Raw genomic sequence first — 23,943 nt, forward strand, 5'->3', positions numbered from 1 at the left:
GCCGGCCCGCGCGCGGAACGCCCGGTCCGATCATCGGCCGGTCAGGCCGAGGGTCTCACAGAGGGCGCGTTTCTGGCAGGTGCGGTCGGCAGCAGGCCGTGGAGCGCCATGCCGATGAGCATCGCGGCGACGAACACCAGGACCGGCACCGCTCCCGTGGACAGGGCCGCCACCGCCGGGCCGGGACAGAAGCCGGAGAGCCCCCAGCCGATCCCGAACAGGGCGGCGCCGAGGAGCAGGGGCGCATCGATCCTGCGCCGGCCCGGCAGGTCGAACCGGGCATCCAGCACCGGGCCAGGAAGGCGCCGGCTCACGGCATAGCCGAGCCCCGACACCGTGACGGCCCCTCCGAGCACGAGGACCAGACTGGGATCCCAGGCGCCCGCGACGTCGAGGAAGCCGCGCACGCGGGCCGGATCGAGCATGCCGGAGAGCGCCAGGCCGAGCCCGAAGGTGAGGCCGGCGGCCAGGGCCGCGAGGCTGCGCAGGGCCGCGCTCACGCCAGCACCCGGGTTGCGGCCACCGTCAGCATGCCGGTTGCGAGGAAGACCAGCACCGCCGCGAGCGAGCGCGGCGACAGACGGGCGAGGCCGCACACCCCGTGCCCGGATGTGCAACCGGAACCGAGCCGGGTCCCGAAGCCGACCAGCAGGCCGGCCAGGGCCAGGACCGGCAGGTTTGCTGCGATCCGCATCTCGGGCCAGCGCCCGGCCAGCAACGCGAAGGCCGGCGGCCCGAGGACCAGCCCGAGCAGGAAGGCGGCATCGGCGAGCCAGCGCGCGCGCCCGGGCCGGCCGAGGCCTGCGACCAGGCCGCTGATCCCGGCGATCCGGCCGTTCAGCAGCAGGAGCATCGCGGCGGAGAGGCCGATCAGCAGGCCGCCCGCGAGCGGCGGGAGATAGGTGCTCATGCAGGTCTCGCTTCGGGGTCTCGTGTCGCGACTCGAAGGCCGCCCCGGCAGCCCCCGACCATCGGGGTAGCGCCCGGGACGGCGCGGAACAAGCCTTGCCAAACGCCCTTGAACCGGCAATTATCGATTACTTTCAGGTACTTAATGAAGATCGTGCTCTTTCAGGAGCAATCCGCGAACGAAACCTTCTCCTCAACGGCCGGGCAGGCGGAAGAGCTTTCCTGGAACGAGCCGGGACCTCACCGGACCTGCTTCGGACTTCGAATCGGGCCGGCACGATCGGCTCCCGCAGCGACGACAGCGCGAAAGGTTCAGCGACGATGGCGCACGGTGATCAAGTGGTTTTCCAACGGCTCGACCTCGCGGAGATCCTGGGGATCTGGCGCCATGCGCGGGGGCGGATCGTCGGCATCCACCGGCAGCACGGCCATTCGGCCACGGTCGACGTGAAGTTCGAAGGGCACGAGACGCTGGAGCACTACCTCGCCGACCTGTTCCAGCTGGTGCATTGATGGCGCCCGTCATCCAGAACCCCTGTAGGATCCGCCGGACGTGACGGCCTCGGCCGCGATCCCGCCGCTGCGGGCCACCAGCCGCAGCAGCCTCGAGGGCGAGCTATGGGCGGAACTGCGCACCGAGGCGGAGGCCGTGCTCGTCGAGGAACCGCTTTATGCCGGGATCGTCCAGGCGACGATCCTGGATCAGCGCAGCCTCGCCCAGGCCTTGGCCTACCGGCTCGCCCACCGCCTGGGCGACGGCGACCTCGCGCGCCTGTCGATGCGCGACCTCTGCCTGTCCGCCTTCGAGGCCGACCCCCATGCCGGGGCCAACGCCGCGCGCGACCTGATCGCCATCCGCGAGCGCGATCCGACCTGCCGGCGCTACCTCGACCCGTTCCTGTTCTACAAGGGCCTGGCGGCGCTCGAAGCCTACCGGGTCGCCCACTGGCTCTGGCACCAGGGCCGCGCGACGCTCGGCCTGCATGTCCAGAGCCGCATCTCGGAGGTGTTCGGCTGCGATATCCACCCGGCCGCCCGGATCGGCTCGGGCGTATTCATCGACCACGCCACCGGGGTCGTGATCGGCGAGACCGCGGTGGTGGCCGACGACGTATCGATCCTCCAGTCGGTCACGCTGGGCGGCAACGGCAAGGAGAGCGGCGACCGGCACCCGAAGGTCGAGCGCGGGGTGCTGCTGAGCGTCGGGGCCAAGGTGCTCGGCAACATCCGCATCGGCGAGGGAGCCAAGGTCGCGGCCGCCGCGGTGGTGCTGCACGACGTGCCGCCACACACCACCGTGGCGGGCGTCCCGGCCCGGGTGGTGTCACGCCTTGCCGCGGGCGCCGAACAGCCGGCGCAGAGCATGGATCAGTCCTTCGGCTTCGGGGACGGAATCTGATCCCGGCCAGAAAAATTTTTCTCTCAGACGAGAATCGCCAATCCTGAAAGATTGGCGTTGCGATGAGAATATAATTCCATAATCTTGAGAATTTGCGCGCCCGTCATTCTACAATCGTAGCGCTACCGGGCGATTCATTCCACGAAGCGTCGGTAAATAAGAAAAATCGTTTCGTTGACCGCGTGTGGAATCAAAGCTTACCTTGGCTTTGCTGGCTCGCTGAAGCAAAGGGCAAGTGTCGCGCAGGCTGCTGACTGTGCGGATGCGCTAAAATGAGATCTTCTCAAAGGCGACACGGTCATCCGATCTTGTCGGAATCAACAAAACATTGTGCCCGACCTGCACGTCCTGCGCGGTAGCTCGCCAAGCCGTGGGTCGATGCGGCGCGCCTGCAATCGAGACGAAAGAGGACGAACGATGAGTGGACCGGGTCTGAGCGTGAGCGCCACGGCGGCACGCAATCTTGCGACAGCCACCGTCACGTCGGTCCAGAACGCGGCCAACACGCCGCGCTGGCTCCTCCGGCTCCTGCCCTTCGTGGATGTCGCGGGCGGCGTCTACCGCGTCAACCGGCGCGCCGTCGTGCTGGCCCAGCCCGGCCGCGTCGACCTCGTCACCGAGAACAAGGACCGGACGATCCGCTCCGCCTCGCTGCGGGCGGTGCCGCTGTTCAGCCGCCTGGGTGATGCCGAGCTGGCGAAGATCGCCGAGCGCTTCACCGAGAGCAAGCACAAGGCCGGCAAGATCATCCACGAGGAGGGCGCCGGCACCCGCACCCTGACCGTGGTGGCGGACGGCACGGTCGAGCTGACCTTCTCGGGCCCCTACAAGGGCCGCCTGCGCCAGGGTCTGGCGACCCGGGGCGATTATTTCGGTGACGGCGACCTCCTCGGCGCCGGCGCGCCCGCACCGGCCGTCAAGGCGCTCTCGGCGGTCACCCTGCTGACCCTGGATCCGGACGCCCTCGAGAGCGACGAGATCCGCGCCAAGATCGCGCAATACCGGGAGGAGCAGGAGCGGCTGAAGGGCCACACCAGCTCGCACGGCGAGCAGGGCATCGAGCTGCTGGCGGTCCAGACCGGCGAGCCGCGGCTGCCGACCACCTTCGTCGACTATGAATCGCATCCGCGCGAGTATCACCTGTCGACGATCCAGACGATCCTCAACACCCATACCCGCGTCACCGACCTCTACTCGAACGAGATCGATCAACTCCGCGAGCAGATCCGCCTCACCGTCGACGCGGTGAAGGAGCGCGAGGAGTGGGAGTTGCTCAACAACTCGCAGTTCGGCCTCCTGAACGAGGTCGGCCCGCGTCAGCGCATCCCCACCCGCGGCGGCCCGCCCACCCCGGACGATCTCGACGAACTCCTGACCCTGGTCTGGAAGAAGCCGGCCTTCTTCGTCGCGCATCCGCGCGCCATCGCGGCCTTCGGCCGGGAGGCCACCCGCCGCGGCGTGCCGCCGGTCGTCGTCCACCTGTTCGGCGCCCCGTTCATCACCTGGCGCGGCGTCCCGCTGGTGCCGAGCGACAAGCTGCCGATCGACATCGATCCGGTCACCGGCGCCGAGACCACATCGATCCTGCTGCTGCGCGTCGGCGAGGGCGAGCAGGGCGTGGTCGGCCTGCAGAAGTCGGGCGTGACCGGCGAGATCGAGCCCGGACTGTCGGTGCGCTACATGGGCACCAACGATCACTCGATCGCCTCGCACCTGGTGACCCGCTACTTCTCGGCCGCCGTGCTGGTCGAGGACTCGATCGCCCGCCTCGATAACGTCCTCCTCGGCAACTACCATGACTATGCCTGAGGGACTGGCCTTCGGTCGACCGGAGGCGAGCCCGGCCGAGCTCGCCCACAGCGATCTGATCGGGCGCCTCGCCCGTGAGATCTACCAGCAGGGGCAGGCCGCGAGCCGGCCCCTCGCCCCGACGCTGCCCGCGGGACCGCAGGTCCCGCAGGCCCTCGAAGGCCTGCCTCAGGGACCGGGCGCCGCCCCGGTGCCGAGCGCGGCCACGGGAATCCCCTCGGCTCCGGCCGGGGGGCAACCCTCCGGCCTGCAGCCGGATGCTTCCGCCCTCGGGGCCCGGTCGTTCGGCGGTCCCGCGCTCGGCGTGCCCGGTCTCACCGGCCCGATCGTGCCGAACCTGGCGCCGGCGAGCCCGGCCTTCTTCGACGTCGCCGCGATCCCGCCGGTCCATCCGGCGAGCCCGCGTCCGATCCTGCCGGATTTCGGGGGCCCGAGCGCGCCGGCGTCCTTCCCAACCGCGCCGGCGGCCTTCCCGGGCGGTCCCGACCTGTACCGGCAGGTCGCCGGGGATCATCCCCGGGCCAAGGCCTTCGCGCACGCGATCGCGCCGCAACTCGTGCCGGCCGACCCGGCGCGGCCGGGCGGCGACGTCGCCCAGGAGAGCTTCGCGCGAACCGGGCACCTGTCCCGGGCGCCCGAGGCGCCGCTGTCCGACTACTACTTCCTGAACGCCGGCCCGGGGCCAGCCCGCAAGGCGCCGGCGAGCCCGCGGGTGGAGCCCGCCCGCTATCCGGGGCCCGCCCCGCGGCTCACCGCGCAGGGGGCGAGCCCCGTGGCGGCACCGTTCGACGTGGAGCATGTCCGGCGGGACTTCCCGGCCCTGCACCAGAGCGTCAACGGCCACCCGCTGGTCTGGCTCGACAACGCCGCAACCACGCACAAGCCGCAGGCCGTGATCGACGCGACCTCGGAGTTCTACGGGCGGCACAACTCGAACATCCACCGGGCCGCCCACACCCTGGCGGCGCGCTCCACGGACCTGTTCGAGGGTGGCCGCGAGGCGGTGCGCCGCTTCCTCAACGCCCCCTCGAAGGACGACATCGTCTTCCTGCGCGGCACCACGGAGGCGATCAACCTCGTCGCCAACTCCTTCGGGCGGGCCAATATCGGCCCGGGCGACGAGATCATCGTCTCGACGATCGAGCACCACGCCAACATCGTGCCGTGGCAGCTCCTGTCCCAGGCGACCGGTGCGACGCTGCGGGTGATCCCGGTCAACGACCGGGGCGAAATCATCTTCGAGCAATACGCGGCCCTGCTCTCGGGCCGGACGAAGATCGTCTCGGTGACCCATGTCGCCAATGCGCTGGGTACCGTGAACCCGGTGCGGGAGATCATCGCGCTGGCCCACGCCTACGGGGTGCCGGTGCTGGTCGATGCGGCGCAATCCTCGCCGCACATGCCGCTCGACGTGCAGGCCCTCGACGCCGACTTCCTGGTCTTCTCCGGCCACAAGGTGTTCGGGCCGACGGGGGTGGGCGCACTCTACGGCAAGACGCAGCTGCTCGCCGCGATGCCGCCCTGGCAGGGTGGCGGCCACATGATCGAGGACGTCACCTTCACCCGGACCGTCTACAAGGGCGCCCCGGAGAAGTTCGAGGCGGGCACGCCGGACATCGCCGGCGCGGTCGGCCTGGGGGCAGCGCTCGATTATCTGGAGCGGATCGGCCTGCCGGCGATCGCCGCCTACGAGCACGACCTTCTGGACTACGCACAGGGCGGTCTCGCCGAAGTGAAGGGCCTGCGCCTGATCGGCACGGCCCGCGAGAAGGCGAGCGTGATGTCCTTCGTGATCGAGGGGCAGGAGAACGAGGCGGTGGCCCACCATCTCGACGCGCACGGCATCGCGGTGCGCTCGGGCCATCACTGCGCCCTCCCGGCCCTGCGCCGGTTCGGGGTCGACCAGTCGGTGCGGGCCTCCCTGGCCTTCTACAACACCAAGTCGGACGTCGACGTGTTCCTGAAGGCGCTGCACAGCCTGCCGCGGCACTGAGTGTTGTCCCGGACCGAAGGCCGGCCGGACCCCGACAGGTCCGGCCGGCCTTTTTTTGGGGGGGCGGCGCGTGGGGTCGGATTCAGCACGGCCTGCCACCGGCATGAGCCGACGTGGGATGCGGCTGCGCGGCTTTAACCAGGAAACGCCTTCGATCCACGCGTCGGCGGTAAGCTCTTTCTCGATATCGGCTGGTCGAGGCGAAGACCCGTCCTGCCGCCGCGCAATATTCGAAAAACCCTTTCGTTGACCCGTCGCGGTGCCGGGCGGACGATGGCGGCCCGCTTCGCAGCCCCCCTCGCCTGCATGACCCTCGCCGTCCCGCTTCCCGACATCGTCCGTAGCCTGGCCGAGACCTTCGCGGACCGTGCGGCCGGGCATGACCGCGCCGGCACGTTCCCGCATGACAACATCGCGGCGCTGCGCGCGGCCGGGCTGCTGGCGCTCACCGTGCCGCGGCGGCTGGGCGGCGGCGGCGCCGGACTGGAGCGGGCCGCCGCATCGGTCCGCACCATCGCGGCCGGCGATCCGGCGACCGCCCTGGTGCTGGCGATGCACTGTCTGCAGCACGGGATCATCCATCGGGCGGATTCGGCTTGGCCACGCGCCGTCGCCGAGGCGGTCGGCAGGGCCGCCGTCGAGACCGGGGCGCTAATCAACGCCCTGCGGGTCGAGCCGGAACTGGGCACGCCGGCCCGGGGCGGGGTGCCCGAGACGATCGCCCGGCGCGATGGCAAGGTTTGGCGGATCACCGGGCGGAAGATCTACGCTACCGGCGCGCCGGGGCTCGCCTACGGGGTCGTCTTCGTCCGAACCGACGAAGACGTTCCGCGGATCGGCAACGTGCTGGTGCCGTTCGCAGCGAAGGGCCTTCGCGTCGCGGAGACCTGGGACCATCTCGGCCTGCGGTCTTCGGCGAGCCACGACGTGTTCTTCGAAGATGTGCCGGTCCCGGACGATCACGCGGTCGACCTGCGGCCGCCGGAGGGCTGGCAGCGGCCGGACCCGGCCCAGCAGGCCTGGAGCTGCGGCCTCCTGGCGGCGCTCTACGACGGGGTAGCCGGGGCCGCACAGAATTGGTTCGTCGGCTACCTGCTTGCGCGCAAGCCCGGCAGTCTCAGGGCGCCGCTGGCCAGCGTGCCGCGCGTCCAGGAGGCGGTCGGCGAGAACGCACAGTTGCTTGCCATCAATGCCCGCCTCGTCGCCGGGCTGGCGGCCGAGGTCGATGCCGGCCGGCCGCCGCCGCCGCACGAGGCCGGCTTCGTGAAGCTCACCGTCACCGAGAACGCGATCGCCGTGGTCCAGCGCGCCGTCGAGTTCTGCGGCAACGCCGCCCTGGCGCGGGCGAACCCGCTGGAGCGGCACCTGCGCGACGTCCTGTGCGCGCGCATCCACTGGCCCCAGGCCGACGCGGTACGGGTCGCCGCCGGCAAGGCCGCCCTCGACGTCCGATAACCCGACACGGAGATCTTCCATGAGTCTGCTGCCCCCGGAGGCCGTCGAGTTCATCGGCTTCGTCGCCCCCCGCCACACCTCCGAGATCCACCCGGCCCAAGGTCCGGCGATCGACCGGGACTACCTGAAGCTGCTGGCCCAGGCGCATGAATGGGGCGGGTTCGACCGGGTGCTGATGGCGTTCCATGCGACGGCGCCGGACGCCCTGCTGCTCGCCGGACACGTCGCTGCCGTGACGGAGCGCCTGGGATTGATGATCGCCCACCGGACCGGCTTCACGGCGCCGACCGTGGCGGCCCGGCAATTCGCGACCCTCGACCAGCTCACCGGCGGCCGGGTCGCGATCCACGTGATCAGCGGCGGCGACGACCGGGAGCTGGCCCAGGACGGCGACCACCTCACCAAGGACGAGCGCTACGCCCGCACGGCCGAGTTCCTGGACATCGCCCGACAGAGCTGGACCGCCACCGCGCCGTTCGACTACGCGGGTACGTTCTACCGGGTGGAGCGGGGCTTCTCCGAGGTGAAGCCGGTCGACGCCATTCCGGTCTATTTCGGCGGCGCCTCGCCGGCGGCCTTGGCGGTGGCCGGCCGGCACGCCGACACCTACGCCCTGTGGGGCGAGACCCAGGCCCAGGTCCGGGACCTGATCGGGCGCGTCCGGGAGGCCGCCGCGCCGCACGGGCGCCACCCGCGCTTCAGCCTGTCGGTCCGGCCGATCCTGGCCGAGACCGAGGCGCGCGCCTGGGCCCGGGCGGAGGACATCCTGGCCCGGACCCGCGCCGCCCGGGCGGCCAGGGGAGTCGGCCCCGCCGCCGCGCCGCAGAACGAGGGCTCGCGCCGGCTGCTCGCGGCGGCGGCCGCTGGTGCGCGCCTCGACACGCGGCTGTTCACCGCCATCGCGGCCGAGACCGGGGCGGCGGGCAATTCCACCGCCCTGGTCGGCACGCCCGAGCAGGTCGCCGAGGCGCTGCTCGCTTATCACGACCTCGGAATCCGCACCTTCCTGATCCGCGGCTTCGATCCCCTGGAGGACGCGATCCAGTACGGCCGGGACCTGCTGCCGGCGTTCAAGGCGGCGCTGGCAGCCCGCGGCAGCGCCGCCGAGGCCGCCTGATGCGCGCCGCGTTGTCTTCGGGGCTCGCCCTCCTGCTTCTGGCCCTCCTGCTTCTGGCCCACTTGGTCGTTACGCCGGCCCGGGCGGAGGACGTGCTGCGGGTGGGCGACCAGCGCGGCAACGCCCGCGCCCTGATGGAGGCGGCCGGCGTGCTCGACGGCCTGCCCTACAGGCTGGAATGGAGCGAGTTCCCGGCCGCCGCGCCCCTGCTGGAGGCGCTCAACGCCGGGGCGATCGATGCCGGCGGCGTCGGCGACGCGCCCTTCACCTTCGCGGCCGCCGCCGGGGCGCCCGTGAAGGCGTTCATGGCGTTCCGCAACCGGCAGGACGGGCTGGCGATCCTGGTGGCGCGGGATTCGCCGATCCGCACCGTGGCGGATCTCAAGGGCAAGCGCATCGCCACCAACCGCGGCTCGATCGGCCACCAGGTCGTCCTGGCGGCCCTGGAGGAGGCGGGGCTGCCGTTCGACGGCGTCGTGTTCAGCTTCCTGCCACCGGCCGACGCCAAGATCGCCCTCGCGTCCGGGTCCGTGGATGCCTGGGCGACCTGGGAGCCCTACACCTCGGCGGCCGAACTCGCCGGCCTGGCCCGGGTGGTCCGGGATGGCAACGGCATCACCCCGGGCCTGACCTTCACGGTGGCGCGCGACAGCGCCCTGGCGGCCAAGCGGCCGCTGCTCGCCGACTTCGCCGCGCGCCTCGCGAAGGCCCGGGCCTGGGCGCTCGAGGACCCGGCGCCCTACGCGGCGGTGTGGTCGAAGCTGATCGGCCTGCCGGAGGCGGTGCCTTTGCGCTGGTTCAGCCGGGCCGGCTACCGGACCGTGCCGATCGATGCCGACGTGATCGCCGACGAGCAGCGCACCATCGAGCTCTACGTCCGCGCCGGCCTGATCCCGAAGGCCCGCGCGCCACGGGCGGCGGCGATCTTCGACACGGGGTTTTCCCAAGCCCCATCCCAGGGTCTCACCCCAGGCCTGTCGAAAGTCCCGGTCGCGGTGCAATGATGAGGGGCTGTTCCCCGGATCAGAGGTCCTGACGATGCACGACACCGGCGACGACCACACCCACAGCCATGCCCACGAGGACGGCCAAAATCACGGCCAAAATCACAACCATGATCACGATCATCCCGCAGGGGAGGGGGCGGCGCGCTGGAAGCATGACGGCGTGCGCGTGATCCCGGGCGACCAGCTCGACAGCAACACGGCGCAGACCCCCGGCATGTTCCGGCAGGCGGCGGTCAACGCCGCCCGGGTCGGCGCCCAGAAGATCTGGGCCGGCACGGTGGCGATCCAGCCCGACGCCAAGACCGGCGTGCACCATCACGGCGCCCTGGAAAGCGTGATCTACGTGGTCTCCGGCCGCGCCCGGATGCGCTGGGGCGAGCGGCTCGAATACGTGGCCGAGGCCGGGCCGGGGGACTTCATCTTCGTGCCGCCTTTCGTGCCGCACCAGGAGATCAACGCCTCCACGGACGAGCCCCTGCACTGCGTGCTGGTGCGCTCGGACAACGAGGCCGTGGTGGTCAACATCCCGGATGTCGAGCCGGTGGAGCGGCCCGAATCCGTCCACTGGGTCGATCCGATCCACAAGCACCCGTGAGCCGCCGCGGAGCGCAGCCGTGAGTGCAGCGCAGACATGAGTCGAGGCCGCCAGCTGCATCTCGGCGCGTTCATGCGCCCGGTGGGGATCCACACGGCGTGGTGGCGCTATCCGGGCGGCTACCCGGACGCGAACTTCAACTTCGAGCATCTGGCGCACTTCGCCCGGCGGCTGGAGGCGGCGAAGTTCGACGCCTTCTTCATGGCCGACCACCTGGCGGTGATGAACATGCCGATGGCGGCCCTGCGCCGCTCGGCCACCGTGACCTCGTTCGATCCGCTGACGCTGCTGCCGGCCTTGGCCGTCCTCACGTCGCGGATCGGCCTGATCGCCACGGCCTCGACCACCTACAACGAGCCCTATCATGTGGCCCGGAAGTTCGCCTCGCTCGACCACATCTCCAAGGGCCGCGGGGGCTGGAACCTCGTCACCTCGGGCAACCCGGACGAGGCGCTGAATTTCGGCCGCGACGCGCATCTCGACCATGCCGTGCGCTACGCCCGGGCGCGCGAGTTCTACGACGTGGTCACCGGCCTGTGGGATTCCTGGGCCGACGACGCCTTCCGGATGGATCCGGAGAGCGGCCTGTTCTTCGATGCCGACAAGCTGCACGTCCTCGACCACCGGGGCGCGTTCCTGACGGTGAAGGGCCCGCTCAACGTCGCCCGGCCGGTCCAGGGCTGGCCGGTGATCGTTCAGGCCGGCGCCTCGGAGGCGGGACGGCAGATCGCGGCCGAGACCGCCGAGATGGTGTTCGGCGCGAGCCCGACCCTGGAGGCCGCGCAGGCCTACTACGCCGACGTGAAGGGCCGGATGCCGGCGCTCGGGCGCGATCCCGACCACCTGAAGATCCTGCCCGGCGCCCTGGTGGTCCTGGGCGAGACCGAGGCCGAGGCGCAGGCCAAGCGGGCGCGCCTCGACGACCTCGTCCATCCCGACAGCGGGCTCGCCAACCTGTCGGTGCGGCTCGGGGTCGACGCCTCCGGGTTCGATCTCGACGCGCCCCTGCCCGAGATCCCCGCGACCAACGCCAGCAAGACCAGCCAGGCCCAGATTCTCGATGAGGCCCGCCGGACCGGCGCCACCGTGCGCGACCTCGCCCGCAAGGTCGGCGCCTATGCCGGGCTTCAGTTCGTCGGGACGCCCGCGCAGGTCGCGGACCGGATGGAGGAATGGCTGGAGAGCCGCGGGTGCGACGGCTTCAACGTCATGTTCCCGTTCGTGCCCGAGGGGCTCGACGACGTGGTCGACCGGCTCGTGCCGGAACTGCAACGGCGCGGCCTGTTCCGGCGCGACTACGCCGGCACGACCCTGCGCGACCATCTCGGCCTGCCGCGCCCGCCGAACCGGTTCTTCGCGTCGGACGAGACGAGGAGCGCGTGACTGAGAAGGGTGGGCCGGTTTGCGAACGGTTCGAGATCTGCGCGCCTACCCAAGGCGCCACTCCGTCATTCCGGGCTCCGCGTCGCGGCCCCGGAATGACACGGTGATTCCGGGGGAAAGCCTGGACAGACGGCTTTCGCAGGAAGCGATGCGTTACCGCTTCACCTTGGCCTTGCGGGCGGCGAAGCGGGCATCGCGGGTCGCCTTCTGCTCGGCGGCGAGGGCGGCCTGGCGCTCGACCTTCTCGGCGGCCTGACGGACGATCTCGGCCGCTGCGCGCTCCTGTTCGGCAAGGGCTTCGGCGGCGCGGACCGCCTCGGCGGCGGCGCGGGCGGCCTCCCGCTCGCTCACCCGCACTTCGCGGGCCTCGACGACGGCCTGGCGCTCGGCTTGCCGGGCGAGGACGGCCGGATCGTCCGCCGCGGGCCGTGCACGGAACTGGGCCAGCCGCTCTTCCTTGGCTTTCGCGCCGGCCTCGAGACGATCGGACAGCTGCGTTTCTTTGAATTGACCCACGGATACTCCTCGCGCGCTTCGCAGCGCCGGTGGCGAGAGCATCATCCCGAAAGCGTATCGGAGACCGATGATGCCCGATCAAGAGCCCGAAACGGCATCACGGATGCCGGTCCAGAAACAGAAGAAGCCGCTCCACACAGGGAACGGCTTCGAAACGCGTCCTCTGGTGAGGCGCTCGGTTCAGGCGGCCTGGAGGCTGCCGGCGGACTGCTTGCCGCTGCGACGGTCGGTTTCCAGCTCGAAGGAGAGCTTCTGGCCCTCGATCAGGTTGCGCATGCCGGCGCGCTCGACAGCCGAGATGTGAACGAACACGTCCTTGCCGCCGTCGTCAGGCTGGATGAAGCCGAAGCCCTTGGTCTCGTTGAACCACTTAACGGTGCCGATGGTCATAAATATTCCAACTGCTTTAGAGCATGATGCGATCGACCAGCATTCCGGCCGACCAAAATCATCATACGGTAACAAAGATCCAGTGTTTGCTGCTGATGCGCTGCACGGGCAGCGAACGCTGGACGATCGAATGGGTCGAGCGCACGCCGTGCATGCGCTCATCCGCGAGTCGTCGAAAATGGGAGAGATGCAGAGCGCTCGCCCTGTTGTGGCGAGACGGCCGAATATCTGGCCTCAAATCGATCCGTGATCTCTAGCGCATCGCCGGGATAATCACAATCCCGAAATAGGCCGCGGAGAAAAACCGTCTGGCGTGCCGGCGAAATCGCGGCTTCTTGCGATGTTGTTTTGGTGTGCGACTTTCAATATTCCAGGCCGCCCGTGCAGGCTCAGCCGCTTCGGAGGGCCGCGATCGAGCCCGGCGGCTTCGAAGCGCGTTAGCACTCTCGCCGATTGAGTGCTAAGAGATCCACACCCGGCGCGGATGATTCGGTCCGCCGCCGCCTTTCCCGTCCGGGCTCCGTCATGCCGACGCGAGACCCGCAGGCGGGACGACCAGGATGCCACACATGAAGTTTCGCCCGCTGCACGACCGCGTGGTGCTACGCCGCATCGAGGGCGAGGAGAAGACCAAGGGCGGGATCATCATCCCCGACACCGTCAAGGAGAAGCCCCAGGAGGGCGAGGTCGTCGCCGTCGGACCCGGTGCCCGGGACGAGGCCGGCAAGATCAATCCCCTGGAAGTGAAGCCCGGTGATCGCGTGCTGTTCGGCAAGTGGTCCGGCACCGAGGTCAAGATCGACGGCCAGGACCTTCTGATCATGAAGGAATCCGACATCATGGGCGTCGTCGCCTAGCGTCGTACCGGATCGCGCCGTCCCTGATCGCACTGCAATCGGGTACGGCACTCAGTCCTTGATTCGACGCGCCCGCGAACGCCGAACCGGTACCCGTTTCGGCAGCCGGCGCTCTGAGGGCGTCCGCTCCCGCAGATGCTGCCCAAGCCCTTCGAGGCGCCCGCTCCGGCGCGCCTCGGGGCCGAACGACAACAGACGAGATTGTCCATGTCAGCCAAAGACGTTCGTTTTTCCGTCGACGCCCGCGAGAAGATGCTGCGCGGCGTCGAGCTGCTCGCCAGCGCGGTGAAGGTGACGCTCGGCCCGAAGGGCCGGAACGTCGTGATCGAGAAGAGCTTCGGCGCCCCGCGCATCACCAAGGACGGCGTCACCGTCGCCAAGGAGATCGAACTCGCCGACAAGTTCGAGAACATGGGCGCCCAGATGGTGCGCGAAGTGGCCTCGAAGTCGAGCGACATCGCGGGTGACGGCACCACCACCGCCACCGTGCTGGCCGCCTCCATCGTCCGCGAGGGCGTGAAGTACGTCGCCGCCGGCATGAACCCGATGGACCTGAAGCGCGGCATCGACCTCGCGGTCGCCGCGGTCGTGAAGGACATCAGCGAGCGCTCCCGCAAGGTCGCCTCCTCGGAGGAGATCGCCCAGGTCGGCACGATCTCCGCCAACGGCGACAAGGAGATCGGCGAGATGATCGCCCACGCCATGCAGAAGGTGGGCAACGAGGGCGTGATCACGGTCGAGGAGGCCAAGACGGCCGAGACCGAGCTCGACGTCGTCGAGGGCATGCAGTTCGACCGCGGCTACCTGTCCCCGTACTTCATCACGAACGCGGAGAAGATGGTCGCCGAGCTCGAGGATCCCTACATCCTGATCCACGAGAAGAAGCTGTCGTCGCTGCAGGCGATGCTGCCGGTGCTCGAGGCCGTGGTGCAGACCGGCAAGCCGCTGCTGATCATCGCCGAGGACATCGAGGGCGAGGCGCTGGCCACCCTGGTGGTGAACAAGCTGCGCGGTGGCCTGAAGGTCGCGGCCGTGAAGGCGCCGGGCTTCGGTGACCGCCGCAAGGCGATGCTCGAGGACATCGCGATCCTGACCAAGGGCCAGATGATCGCCGAGGACCTCGGCATCAAGCTCGAGAACGTGACGCTCGACATGCTCGGCCGCGCCAAGCGGGTGCGCATCGAGAAGGAGACCACCACGATCATCGACGGGTCCGGCGAGAAGACCGACATCGAGGGCCGGATCTCGCAGATCAAGGCGCAGATCGAGGAGACCACCTCGGACTACGATCGCGAGAAGCTGCAGGAGCGCCTGGCCAAGCTCGCGGGCGGCGTCGCGGTGATCCGCGTCGGCGGTTCGACCGAGGTCGAGGTCAAGGAGAAGAAGGACCGCGTCGACGACGCCCTCCACGCCACCCGCGCGGCTGTCGAGGAAGGCATCGTCCCGGGCGGCGGCACCGCGCTGCTGCGCGCCAAGAAGGCCGCCCAGGGCCTCACCAGCGACAACCCCGACGTCCAGGCCGGCATCAAGATCGTGCTGAAGGCGCTCGAGGCCCCGATCCGTCAGATCGCTTCGAACTCGGGCGTCGAAGGCTCGATCGTCGTCGGCAAGATCCTGGCCAACGCCTCGGAGACCTACGGCTTCAACGCCCAGACCGAGGAGTATGTCGACATGCTCCAGGCCGGCATCGTCGATCCGTCCAAGGTCGTCCGGGCGGCGCTCCAGGGTGCGGCTTCCGTGGCCGGCCTGCTGGTCACCACCGAGGCGATGATCTCCGAGCTGCCGCGCAAGGAAGCCCCGGCCATGCCGGGCGGCGGCGGCATGGGCGGCATGGGCGGCATGGACTTCTAAGCCGGCTCCAGACCTCGACACGACGACCCGGCGCGGGCGCCTTTCGCGGCCGCGCCGGGTCGTCATCTGTAAGCCGGCCCGGATCATCGATCCGGGCCGGCGCCGTCCGCAACGGCGACCCCGTCCACACCGCACCAAGCGGGCCGATGCGGGTTGTCCCTGATGCCGGTCGGGAGATTTCGATGCGCGTGCAGACCCATCGGGACGGGATCGTCCTGGCCCTCCGCCCGCCGCTCGCCCCCTGCGTCGTCATCCTGGCGCTGGTGACGACTGTCCTCCTCGCGGCGCCCGCCCCGGCCCGGGCCTGGGGCGTTCCCGGTTGCAGCAACCTTCCCGAATACAATCGCGCGCTCGGCGCTCTCCAGGGCATGACCAGCGCCTGCGACATGAGCGTCGCGCGTGCGCGCGAAGTCATCGCGGAGCATGACGGCGTCCCGGTGGTCGTGCCGCAGGCAGCGCCGCCGCCCCGGGTCCAGGTCCGGCGCCACTCGGCCCGGCCCCATCACAGGATACCGCGCAAGCGCCGCAATACGGCCCGCGCCTCCTGAGCCGCACCGTCGTCGTCCCGAAAACCCGGCGCCCCCTTCGGGATGATGCTCCGGCTGCGCCAAAGTCCGACGGCGGCGTCGTTGGCAGCCGGCTCTGTCCGGCTTTCCGTGGGGATGAAGGATACGCTCCGTGCGGCTCGATCTCGGTCACAAAGGCGATTGGATCGTCGATCCCCGCGAACTCGCGTCGCGTCTGGGCGTCACCATGGCCGTGCTCAAGCAGCAGGAACGCCTCGGCCAGGTCGAGGCCCGCATCAAGCCCGGTTCGGGCGCGGAGGCGGATCAGACCCGCGTGACGGTTCGCCTGCTCGACAAGGGCTGGCGGGGCATCTTCGATGGGAGCGGGGCGCTCATCGCCGAGGAGCGATGGTGACGGGCCGCCCGGAGCGGTTCGTGGCCGGGCAAACGGTCATCGCGGCCAAGAAAGCCGCGGCGCCGGGACAATGCGTGGTACAGACCTGAAGAGATTCCGCCGCTGCTCTCGCCGAGGACCGACATGAACGCCTTCAGATGGCTTATGGCCAAGGTTATCGGCTTCCTGTTCTCGCAGACGATCGACCACAAGAACCGCAAAGCTGCTGCCGACAAGGAGGGCGGGACCTACGATGCGGCCCCGGCTTATCAGTCATCCGGGTTCGAAAGTGATTATCATGCAGCGACCAACCTGCTGAAACAGCGGATGGACAAGAACTTTCCCGATAATTTTCACGCCCGGCTGGGGTCGCAGGCCAACAGCATGTACGATTACGGCGAGGACCGTGCGGAGGCCGTCGACACGGCCTCGACCGCCATCGCGATGGCGCTCCGGAACGGTGCGACCGTCAGCCAGGCCGCGGAGGCCGGCGCAGCCAGCGTCGGCATCTGAGGACGTCCGGACGGCTGCGCGCCGCCCGATACCGTCTGCAAGAGGGTCGTAACCGGGGGAGAGACGCCGCGGGGCTTTCGGGGCTCCGCGGCGTTACCGCGGGGCGGCCCCGGATCCCATCACCAGAGATTGCGCGGCAACCGTCGCTTCCAGCGCTCGCCGGCCTTGAGGGTGTCGCCCTGCCGGGAAAGCCGGATCGGGCGCGTCGGCATCGCGGCCGGCTGGCTCACGACAGCGACCGGCGGCGGGGCGAGAACAGGGCGCGCCACCGCGACGACCGGCGTCTGCGCCCGCTTGGACGGCACCTTCGAAGCCGGCTTCGAAACGGCCTTGGCACGGCGCACCCGTGGCAGGCGCTCGACCGATGGGGCTTCGTCCGCCGCGTCGGCCTCGGGCTCGCTCGCCGTCGCGAACATCGGCACGAGGCTCGGCAGCACCCGGCGGGCCGGGGTCTCGGCCGGCACCGGCTCGACAGGAACGGCGGGCGCGAATGCGGCCTCGGCCGGCTTGTCGGCGGTGTCCGGCGGAATGTCCCACCACTGGTCGGGATTGTCGCGGTGCCGCGTCGTCGTATCGACCAGCGCGACGCGGGAGGTGCGGGTATGCTTGACTTCGACCGTGAACGGCCGCGCGCTCCGGCGCTTCATGTGTGCGGAATTCCTGAGACTAACGTGCCCGGCGGCGCAAAATGTGCCGGCAACGTTCAAGCATCATACGGGACTGAACCGCGCGTTGTCGAGCGCGGAGATCAACAATCCTGTTCGTGCAGCATAGGCTTTTGGGATGACCTCAAGTGCCGCGGCTCCATAGCACAGTCGAAGTACTGCCTTCTGCGCTTCACGGTTGTGGCGGCGGTGCCGATTTGGGCCGATCGGGTTCGCGCGTCGCCAACCCGGGACCGGCGGCCGAGCCGGCGTCGAAACCGGGCCGTTCAAGGCTGGGGCGTCTCTCGCGCCGCGCGCCTGCGCCTCTGGACGGCCTCGCGGACATGCGTGACCAGCAGGGCGACGAGGCGCATCTCGACGCTCTCCGTCCGCCCGTGCGCCTCCGACCGGATCGCCTCGGCGGCGAGCGCGTCGGCCTCCCGCTCCAGCCGTTCGAGTTCGGCGGGCTCGGCGCCCGACACGGACAGCCAGATCTCCAGGAGGCGCATGACCCGGGTCGGCGGCCGCCGCGGCCGGAAGCGGCGATACAGGCCGATGCCCGCCGCGCTCAGCGAGGCCGCCGCGCTGATCATCAGCCCGAGCCAGTAGGCCCCGTTCTGGGCCTGATCCGCCAGGCTCGGCTGGTTTCCGGTCAGGTAGGAAGCGGCACCCGGATGGATGGGGAGCGCCTGGACCTTGTCGTCGGTGTCGGGCGCCTCGATGCCGGCCAGGTCGTCGTCGAGCGCCACGAGCCGCGGCTTGCCGGTCAGGACCTCGCGGGTGATCTCGCCGGCGAGCCAGTCGGGCATCGCGCCCCTGGCGACGAGCCGGTGGCTGACCGACAGGGTGGTGATGTCGTCGCCCGGCGCCGGCAGGGAGCCCAGGAAGGCGCCCTTCGGCACGTCGATCGTGTCGAGTACGGAATGCTCCTTGGCGATCGCCGCCGCCTCGTCGACCTCGAACAGCTTCACCGCCCCGGAGCCTTTGCGCAGCGCCGTGAACAGCGGCAGCCACAGCGCGCTGCCGACCGGGGCCACGACGAACATCGAACCGATCTGCCGGGTGCGGGCGGCCTCGGCCAGCTGGTCCAGGCTCAGGATCCTGCGATGCACGCTGCCCAGCGGCACGCCGAAATGGGTCAGGATCAGGTCGAGCAGCCGCGGATCGAGCTTTCGCCCGTCGAGGAGCCCGACCGTGCTGCCGCGCAGCTTGGCCACGCTGTCGACGGCGCTGCCGCCGGGCGCGACGAACACCACGGCGTCTCGGCGCAGGATGACCAGGGTCTGTCCGTCCTTCGGGGCGGCATCGCTGCGCACCAGGGCGAGCTGGGTCTTGCCCCGGTCCAGGGCCTCCGCTGCCCCGAGGCGGTCCGGCTCGAAGATCGTCCGGATGCGGACCCGCGGATGCCGGGTCTCGAAGAGCTGAGTCAGCGCCTGGGCCGCCTCTCGATCCTCCGTGCTGGTCTTCGCGACCGCGATGTCGAGGGCGAGCAGGCCGAGCAGCAGGTGGACCAGCACGGCAACGATCGCGGCGCACGCGATGACGCTCAGGGCGATGAGTGTCGTCTTGGACCGCCCGATCATCCGTGCCGCGCTGCCTGCCGAGCCGACAGCATAACGTGAGAGGGCGGCTCAGGGTCCGGGCCGACCGCTCGCCGTCCGACGGCGACCCTTCCGCGTCGCATGGGTCCGTGAACCGGAGGGCGGCTCACGGACTTCTCCATCCGCCGGGGCGATCCGTTCGTGCCGCGGCAGGAGGAATCCCGATGCGCATCCCCTCTCTCGCAGCGCTGGCCGGTGTCGGCCTCGTCATCCTGTGCCTGCCTGCGGCGGCCGTCCCTGCCGGTCCCGGCGCCGGATTGGCCACGCCGTCCGCCCTGCTCACCCAGGTCCGGATGCGGCGCCACCACATGCGCCGGGGCAGCATGGCGCGGACGCAGCGGAAATATCCGGGTGCGAGCTTCGTGCGGAACACCACGCGGGGCGCGCCGGCCGGCAGCAGCGGCGGCAACGGCACGACCGGCAGCTACGCCGCCCCGAGCGGACGCTAGATCTGGTCCCGATCACGGTGCGATCGGGGTCATCGCTCAGGCCTCGAAATAACGCGCTCGCTTGCGCCGAACCGGCCTACACGTCGCCGGCGAGCAGGCTGGCGCGTCATGCCGGATACCGGCACCGGAGCGATGCACGCGCTCCGTGATCCGCATCGTTCCTTCCGCGTGTCTTCCGAAAGCCGGCGGCCATCTTTCGGAATGACGCTTCAGCCTCCGGCCCCGTCGCGGCGGGCTTCTCGACCGGCGCTTCGGCTCCGGCATCCCTCCGACGCCCCTGCCGTCCTGGAGCGCCCGGTTCGATCCCGTGGGCTGCCGGAAGGAAACTCCGGCTCCCGCGGTACGTTTTGGCTCGAAGACCGTGTGCAACGCGCACCCTGCAACCAGGATGTCGAGGAGCCCATGATGCGTCAGGCCGTCTTTACTGTTCTTGCCCTCATTGCAGCCGCGCCGGCCCTTGCCCAGACCCATACCGGTCCGGCGCCGATCAAGCAGCCTGGACCGCCCCGGCAGGTGGCCCCCGGCACGCCGCCGGGAACGGTCGTCGTCCCGGACGGCGCCAAGAACGGCGGCCCCGGCACGACGGCCGTCATCGCGCCCACCGGCACGGGCGCGGCGACGATCACGACCGACACGGCCGCGGGCGGCAACGCCAGCCAGCCCGAGCGCGGTGTTCCCCAGACCGGCGGGGGCGGGAGCGGCGACAACGGCGGCGGCTGAACGATCCGCGTTCGCGCATCGTCGTGTTCAGAAAGCCGGCGGCCATCTTCCGAGGCGATGCCTCAACCGCCGCCACCGCCGCCGCCACCCGTTCCGGGACCGCCGAGATTGCCGTCCTTGTTGGGGGTGTTCCAATGGATGATGCCGTCGTCGGCCGGGCGCAGCGTCGTCGCCGGCGGCGGGGGGACGCCGAAGCGCAGCCGCTCGATCGTGCCGCGCCGATGCGGCCGGTCGGCCCCGCGATGCTGGGCGGCGGCGGGGTCCGAGGCGAAGCCGGCGAGCGCGATCACGAGCCCCATCACCGTCGCGCGTCTCATCGGGCAACCCCACATCCTGCCGAGCGGTCTTCCAGCGCGTGATCGATACACCGACGCGAGGGCCGCGTCCGTCCTGTCCGATCGGCAACGAGCCGCGACGCGTGCGGGTTTCCGCACCCTTCGCGGCCGCGTCCGCGGGCACCCGCGAGCGGACGAGTCCCGCGGTGGGAACGCTCGGCCGACCGGCCCGCAGGATCCGCTAACCGCGCTCCGGCATACCCAGTCGCGAGCCGCGTTGCGTATGGGCTCGACCGCTGGTGAGATCGGACGCTCCCCCGCCCCGTGAGCAGATCGGGGCGGGGCCGAGCGGCCAGAACCCCGGCGCTTGCGCCGACGCTGCGTCCGTGGCCGCAAAACGGCCGCACCTCCGCTGCCAGGATTCCCGCATGCGCACGATCTTCGCCGCCGCCCTCCTCGTCTGCTGCGCCACGGCCGCCTCGGCCGGGGAACCGCTCCTGGACGGTCCGGTGGCGGCTGGCGGCTTCGGCATGAGCGGCTCGGACTATTACGGCGACATCCGCAGCCGGATGCCGTTCACCCGCGAGGGCCCGCCGCGGCCGGTCGGCGTCGCCGACCTCGAGCGTGCACGGGCCGCGCGGATGCGTGCGGCGACCGCGTCCCGGCAGGTGGAGGCGCGGTCCTCGGCCCGGCGGCGCACGCCCCACGGCTGAGCCGGCCGGCCCCGACGCCCCGAGATGTGTTCGTTTGGCGCCCGGCACGGCCCCTGGAGCCTGCGCGGGACCCGGATCCCCGGGCCCGCGGCTTCCGCGGTTCAGGCCGATGCCCTGATGAGCTGGACCAGGCGCGGCAGCGCCGCGTCGGTCTGGTCGGGATGGCTGAGCCGGTCCGCGTAGTCGCCGATCGGGCGCGGCTTCCCGAACAGGTAGCCCTGCATCTCCCCACACGCCTCGTCGGCCAGGAACCGCCTCTGCGCGGGCGTCTCGACGCCCTCGGCGACGACCCCCATCCGGAGGCTCCGGCCCAGGCTCAGCACGGCCCGCACGATCACGGCCGCCTGCGGATCGACGCCGAGCTGCGCCACGAACGAGCGGTCGATCTTCATCTTATCGAACGGGAAGGCCTGCAGGGTCGCCAGCGACGCGTAGCCGGTGCCGAAATCGTCCATGCTGATCCGGACGCCGAAGCTCTTCAGGCGCCGCAGGATGTTGATCGCCCGGGCCATGTCGTTGATGATGACGCTCTCGGTGACCTCCAATTCCAGCCGGTCCGGCGACAGGCCGGTCTGGGCCAGCACGGCCAGCACCGTCTCGGGCAGGTCCGGCTTCTGGAACTGCCGCGGCGACAGGTTCACCGCGACCTTGAGCGACGGCGCCCAGGTCGCGGCCTCGCGGCACGCCTCGCGCAGCACCCAGTCGCCGAGCGCGATGATCAGCCCGGTCTCTTCGGCCAGGGGGACGAACACGCCGGGCGGAATCTGGCCGCGCACGGGATGGGTCCAGCGCACCAGCGCCTCGAAACCCACCAGCGCGCCGGAGGCGCCGTCCACCTGGGGCTGGTAGTGCAGGCTCAGCGCGTCGTCCGCTAGCGCCTGCCTCAGGTCGCTCTCCAGCACCCGGCGCTCCTCCGCCTCCTCGTCCATGTCGGCCCCGAACACCCTGAAGGTGCCCCGGCCCTCCGCCTTGGCCCGATAGAGTGCGAGGTCGGCCCGCCGGTACAGGCATTCCGCGCTCACCCCGTGCTCCGGCGCCAGGGCGATGCCGACGCTCAGGCCGACGCCGATCCGCTGCCCGCCCACCTGGAGCGGTGCCGCGAACAGGCCGGTCAGGCGCTCGGCGACCGCGACGGCCTCCTCGGGACCGCCGGTGAGCAGGACGGCGAACTCGTCGCCGCCCAGGCGGGCCACGACGCCATCCCCCACCGACGACCGCAACCGGTCCGCCACGCTGCGCAGCAGGTCGTCGCCGGCCTGGTGGCCGAGCGTGTCGTTCACGCCCTTGAAGCCGTCGAGGTCGAGGTACAGGACCGAAGCGGTGCCGCCCCGGACGGCGATCTCTGCGAGGCACCCGTCGAGATGCTCCCGGAACAGGCCGCGGTTCGGCAGGCCCGTCAGGATGTCGTGGCGCGCCAGCCGCGCCACCTCGGCCTCCGCGGCCTTGCGCTGGGTTATGTCCGTAAAGGTCCGCACGAAGCCACCGTCCGGCAGCGGCACGGTCCGGATCTCCAGCACCAGGCCGTTCGGGCGCACGCGCTCGTGGACATGCGCCTGCTCCGGGCCGCCGCGCTCGATCCAGTCCCGGTACGACCGATCGGTGCGGTTGTGCTCGCGGTGGCGCAGCTGATGGCGCAGGACGGCCTTGTAGCTCGGGGCTCCCAGCATCATCGCGCGCGGCAGGTCCAGGAGCGCCAGGGCCCGCTCGTTGCACACCTGAACCGTGCCGCGGCCGTCCACCCGGATCAGCCCCTGGTCCATGCTGTCCAGGGTCATGTCGAGCAGCAGGGTCTTCTCGCGCAGGGCGAGGCCCTGGCGGGCCAACGCCGCGTTGATGGTGCGCAGGTGGTCCAGCATCAGCGCCAGCGCCGCGAAGGCCAGGATCACCGCCATCATCACCGCGATGCCGCCCGCCACCGCGCCGCGGGCGAGGCCGAGATCCAGGGTCTCCTGCGCCGGGTCCGGGACCACGCGCGCCGCCGCCATGGCCAGGAAGTGCAGCCCGGCGATGGCCGCCGTCAGGATCGTGGCGGCGGCCACCCGGGTCCTGGCGTCGCCGCCGCGTCCGTGGACCATCAGGGCAGCGCCTGAGAGGCCGCAGCCGATCGTCGCCGCCACGACGGCCAGGGTCCGATCCCAATCGAAATGTCCGGGCAGCACCACGCCGGCGATGCCCAGGAAGTGCATGCAGGCGATGCCGCCGCCCAGGACCACGCCGGCGACGGCCCCCGCCCAGGGCGAGCCCTGATGCGCGGCGCGCAGGAGCGTGAAGGCGACGAGGGCGGCCGCGATGGCGACGATCAGGGACAGCAGCGTGGTGGCGACCTCGTAGCCGACGACGACACCGGGATCGTAGCCGAGCATCCCGATGAAGTGGGTGCTCCAGATGCCGGCGCCGGCCGAGAAGCTGGCGGCCAGAAGCCAGCTCGGCGCCCAGGCGCCACCCTTGCGCACGCGCTGCTCGAGCAGCAGGGCGACGTAGCACGAGATCCAGCAGACACAGGCTGCCAGGGGAACCACCCAAGGGGTGTGCTCGTCGGTCAGGCAGGCCAAAGCGCGGTACATGGGAGCCTCGCCACGCGGCAATACGGGCGCACGATAGCGCGGCCAATACTAATCAGAAGTTGCATTTCGGGATAAGAATTCACCCCTCGGGAGGGTTGTTCCGGGTCATCGCGTCGTCTCTTGCGCGGCATGACCAGACAGTCCCGGCTCGAACTCCGATGCGGGCCTGCCGGATCTTCGCGCCCGGCCCACCCATCCGGCACGGAGAATCGCCGTCGATAAGCGCGAAAGGCCCCGAAGATTGCTCTTGGGGACGGTTCTCAAGCCTGCCAGCGTGGCGGTT

General features: G+C 70.6%; 25 protein-coding genes. 17 read left to right on the forward strand and 8 right to left on the reverse strand.

Annotated elements, in window-relative coordinates; genetic code table 11:
* Window positions 1–41: 41 nt before the first annotated feature.
* Both ACYQPG_RS04710 and ACYQPG_RS04715 read right to left on the reverse strand, forming a co-directional pair.
* Entirely contained in the window at window positions 42–500 is a 459-nt protein-coding gene (locus tag ACYQPG_RS04710) for a DUF6691 family protein (RefSeq protein WP_461230389.1), read from the reverse strand.
* Entirely contained in the window at window positions 497–910 is a 414-nt protein-coding gene (locus ACYQPG_RS04715; protein ID WP_147908567.1) for a YeeE/YedE family protein, read from the reverse strand. The genes ACYQPG_RS04710 and ACYQPG_RS04715 overlap by 4 nt, the downstream gene beginning before the upstream one ends.
* A 320-nt stretch (window positions 911–1,230) precedes the next feature.
* Here ACYQPG_RS04715 and ACYQPG_RS04720 point away from each other — a divergent pair, with 320 nt between their 5' ends.
* From ACYQPG_RS04720 to ACYQPG_RS04760, 9 genes are all read left to right on the forward strand, one after another.
* The gene (locus ACYQPG_RS04720; protein WP_147857105.1) at window positions 1,231–1,422 is read left to right on the forward strand and encodes a hypothetical protein; all 192 of its coding nucleotides are present in this window, start codon (window positions 1,231–1,233) and stop codon (window positions 1,420–1,422) included.
* 40 nt (window positions 1,423–1,462) lie between these two features.
* Window positions 1,463–2,308 carry a serine O-acetyltransferase gene (gene cysE / locus ACYQPG_RS04725; RefSeq protein ID WP_419828826.1) on the forward strand — a complete coding sequence of 282 codons (846 nt, stop codon included), beginning with the start codon at window positions 1,463–1,465 and terminating at the stop codon, window positions 2,306–2,308.
* Between the two features lie 417 nt (window positions 2,309–2,725).
* Complete coding sequence (locus ACYQPG_RS04730; RefSeq protein WP_147908565.1) at window positions 2,726–4,117, forward strand: family 2B encapsulin nanocompartment shell protein; 1,392 nt, start codon at window positions 2,726–2,728, stop codon at window positions 4,115–4,117.
* Window positions 4,104–6,110, forward strand: coding sequence for a family 2A encapsulin nanocompartment cargo protein cysteine desulfurase (locus ACYQPG_RS04735; RefSeq protein WP_461230390.1), 2,007 nt, complete (start codon window positions 4,104–4,106; stop codon window positions 6,108–6,110). Before ACYQPG_RS04730 ends, ACYQPG_RS04735 begins: the two co-directional genes overlap by 14 nt.
* A 306-nt stretch (window positions 6,111–6,416) precedes the next feature.
* Complete coding sequence (locus ACYQPG_RS04740; protein ID WP_461232420.1) at window positions 6,417–7,565, forward strand: acyl-CoA dehydrogenase family protein; 1,149 nt, start codon at window positions 6,417–6,419, stop codon at window positions 7,563–7,565.
* Window positions 7,566–7,584: 19 nt separating this feature from the next.
* A complete protein-coding gene (locus ACYQPG_RS04745) occupies window positions 7,585–8,682 on the forward strand; it encodes an LLM class flavin-dependent oxidoreductase (RefSeq protein WP_461230391.1) in 1,098 nt (365 codons plus the stop codon).
* Entirely contained in the window at window positions 8,682–9,686 is a 1,005-nt protein-coding gene (locus ACYQPG_RS04750) for an ABC transporter substrate-binding protein (protein ID WP_419828828.1), read from the forward strand. The genes ACYQPG_RS04745 and ACYQPG_RS04750 overlap by 1 nt, the downstream gene beginning before the upstream one ends.
* Before the next feature lie 34 nt (window positions 9,687–9,720).
* Window positions 9,721–10,284 carry a cupin domain-containing protein gene (locus ACYQPG_RS04755; protein WP_419828829.1) on the forward strand — a complete coding sequence of 188 codons (564 nt, stop codon included), beginning with the start codon at window positions 9,721–9,723 and terminating at the stop codon, window positions 10,282–10,284.
* Window positions 10,285–10,320: 36 nt separating this feature from the next.
* Window positions 10,321–11,667 (forward strand): LLM class flavin-dependent oxidoreductase, encoded by a 1,347-nt coding sequence (locus ACYQPG_RS04760; protein ID WP_461230392.1) that lies wholly within the window; start codon window positions 10,321–10,323, stop codon window positions 11,665–11,667.
* 153 nt (window positions 11,668–11,820) lie between these two features.
* Here the strand turns inward: ACYQPG_RS04760 and ACYQPG_RS04765 are convergent, their stop codons facing one another.
* A complete protein-coding gene (locus ACYQPG_RS04765) occupies window positions 11,821–12,183 on the reverse strand; it encodes a DUF6481 family protein (protein ID WP_187193508.1) in 363 nt (120 codons plus the stop codon).
* A gap of 180 nt (window positions 12,184–12,363) precedes the next feature.
* Entirely contained in the window at window positions 12,364–12,573 is a 210-nt protein-coding gene (locus tag ACYQPG_RS04770) for a cold-shock protein (protein ID WP_147856337.1), read from the reverse strand.
* A gap of 569 nt (window positions 12,574–13,142) precedes the next feature.
* Here ACYQPG_RS04770 and groES point away from each other — a divergent pair.
* The 5 genes from groES (at window position 13,143) to ACYQPG_RS04795 (ending at window position 16,694) form a co-directional block, all read left to right on the forward strand.
* Entirely contained in the window at window positions 13,143–13,430 is a 288-nt protein-coding gene (gene groES / locus ACYQPG_RS04775; RefSeq protein WP_007565402.1) for a co-chaperone GroES, read from the forward strand.
* 207 nt (window positions 13,431–13,637) lie between these two features.
* On the forward strand, window positions 13,638–15,281 hold the full coding sequence (gene groL, locus ACYQPG_RS04780; protein WP_419828831.1) for a chaperonin GroEL: 1,644 nt from the start codon (window positions 13,638–13,640) through the stop codon (window positions 15,279–15,281).
* Window positions 15,282–15,463: 182 nt separating this feature from the next.
* Window positions 15,464–15,829 carry a hypothetical protein gene (locus ACYQPG_RS04785; protein ID WP_461230393.1) on the forward strand — a complete coding sequence of 122 codons (366 nt, stop codon included), beginning with the start codon at window positions 15,464–15,466 and terminating at the stop codon, window positions 15,827–15,829.
* Window positions 15,830–15,959: 130 nt separating this feature from the next.
* Entirely contained in the window at window positions 15,960–16,202 is a 243-nt protein-coding gene (locus ACYQPG_RS04790) for a DUF6522 family protein (protein ID WP_147908677.1), read from the forward strand.
* A 123-nt stretch (window positions 16,203–16,325) separates the two neighbouring features.
* A complete protein-coding gene (locus ACYQPG_RS04795; RefSeq protein WP_147856340.1) occupies window positions 16,326–16,694 on the forward strand; it encodes a hypothetical protein in 369 nt (122 codons plus the stop codon).
* Between the two features lie 119 nt (window positions 16,695–16,813).
* Here ACYQPG_RS04795 and ACYQPG_RS04800 read toward each other — a convergent pair whose 3' ends face one another.
* Together ACYQPG_RS04800 and ACYQPG_RS04805 are read right to left on the reverse strand one after the other, a co-directional pair.
* Window positions 16,814–17,341 carry a hypothetical protein gene (locus ACYQPG_RS04800; RefSeq protein ID WP_147908676.1) on the reverse strand — a complete coding sequence of 176 codons (528 nt, stop codon included), beginning with the start codon at window positions 17,339–17,341 and terminating at the stop codon, window positions 16,814–16,816.
* A gap of 284 nt (window positions 17,342–17,625) precedes the next feature.
* Window positions 17,626–18,921 carry a TAXI family TRAP transporter solute-binding subunit gene (locus tag ACYQPG_RS04805; protein ID WP_461230394.1) on the reverse strand — a complete coding sequence of 432 codons (1,296 nt, stop codon included), beginning with the start codon at window positions 18,919–18,921 and terminating at the stop codon, window positions 17,626–17,628.
* 182 nt (window positions 18,922–19,103) lie between these two features.
* Here ACYQPG_RS04805 and ACYQPG_RS04810 point away from each other — a divergent pair, with 182 nt between their 5' ends.
* Both ACYQPG_RS04810 and ACYQPG_RS04815 read left to right on the forward strand, forming a co-directional pair.
* On the forward strand, window positions 19,104–19,388 hold the full coding sequence (locus tag ACYQPG_RS04810) for a hypothetical protein (RefSeq protein WP_147908674.1): 285 nt from the start codon (window positions 19,104–19,106) through the stop codon (window positions 19,386–19,388).
* Between the two features lie 405 nt (window positions 19,389–19,793).
* Window positions 19,794–20,108 (forward strand): hypothetical protein, encoded by a 315-nt coding sequence (locus tag ACYQPG_RS04815; RefSeq protein WP_461230395.1) that lies wholly within the window; start codon window positions 19,794–19,796, stop codon window positions 20,106–20,108.
* Between the two features lie 62 nt (window positions 20,109–20,170).
* Here the strand turns inward: ACYQPG_RS04815 and ACYQPG_RS04820 are convergent, their stop codons facing one another.
* The gene (locus tag ACYQPG_RS04820) at window positions 20,171–20,425 is read right to left on the reverse strand and encodes a hypothetical protein (RefSeq protein ID WP_147908671.1); all 255 of its coding nucleotides are present in this window, start codon (window positions 20,423–20,425) and stop codon (window positions 20,171–20,173) included.
* Between the two features lie 386 nt (window positions 20,426–20,811).
* Here ACYQPG_RS04820 and ACYQPG_RS04825 point away from each other — a divergent pair, with 386 nt between their 5' ends.
* Window positions 20,812–21,096, forward strand: coding sequence for a hypothetical protein (locus ACYQPG_RS04825; RefSeq protein WP_461230396.1), 285 nt, complete (start codon window positions 20,812–20,814; stop codon window positions 21,094–21,096).
* Between the two features lie 101 nt (window positions 21,097–21,197).
* Here ACYQPG_RS04825 and ACYQPG_RS04830 read toward each other — a convergent pair whose 3' ends face one another.
* The gene (locus ACYQPG_RS04830) at window positions 21,198–23,660 is read right to left on the reverse strand and encodes a bifunctional diguanylate cyclase/phosphodiesterase (RefSeq protein WP_461230397.1); all 2,463 of its coding nucleotides are present in this window, start codon (window positions 23,658–23,660) and stop codon (window positions 21,198–21,200) included.
* Between the last annotated feature and the right edge of the window lie 283 nt (window positions 23,661–23,943).

The organism is Methylobacterium sp. CM6246 (assembly GCF_054818005.1).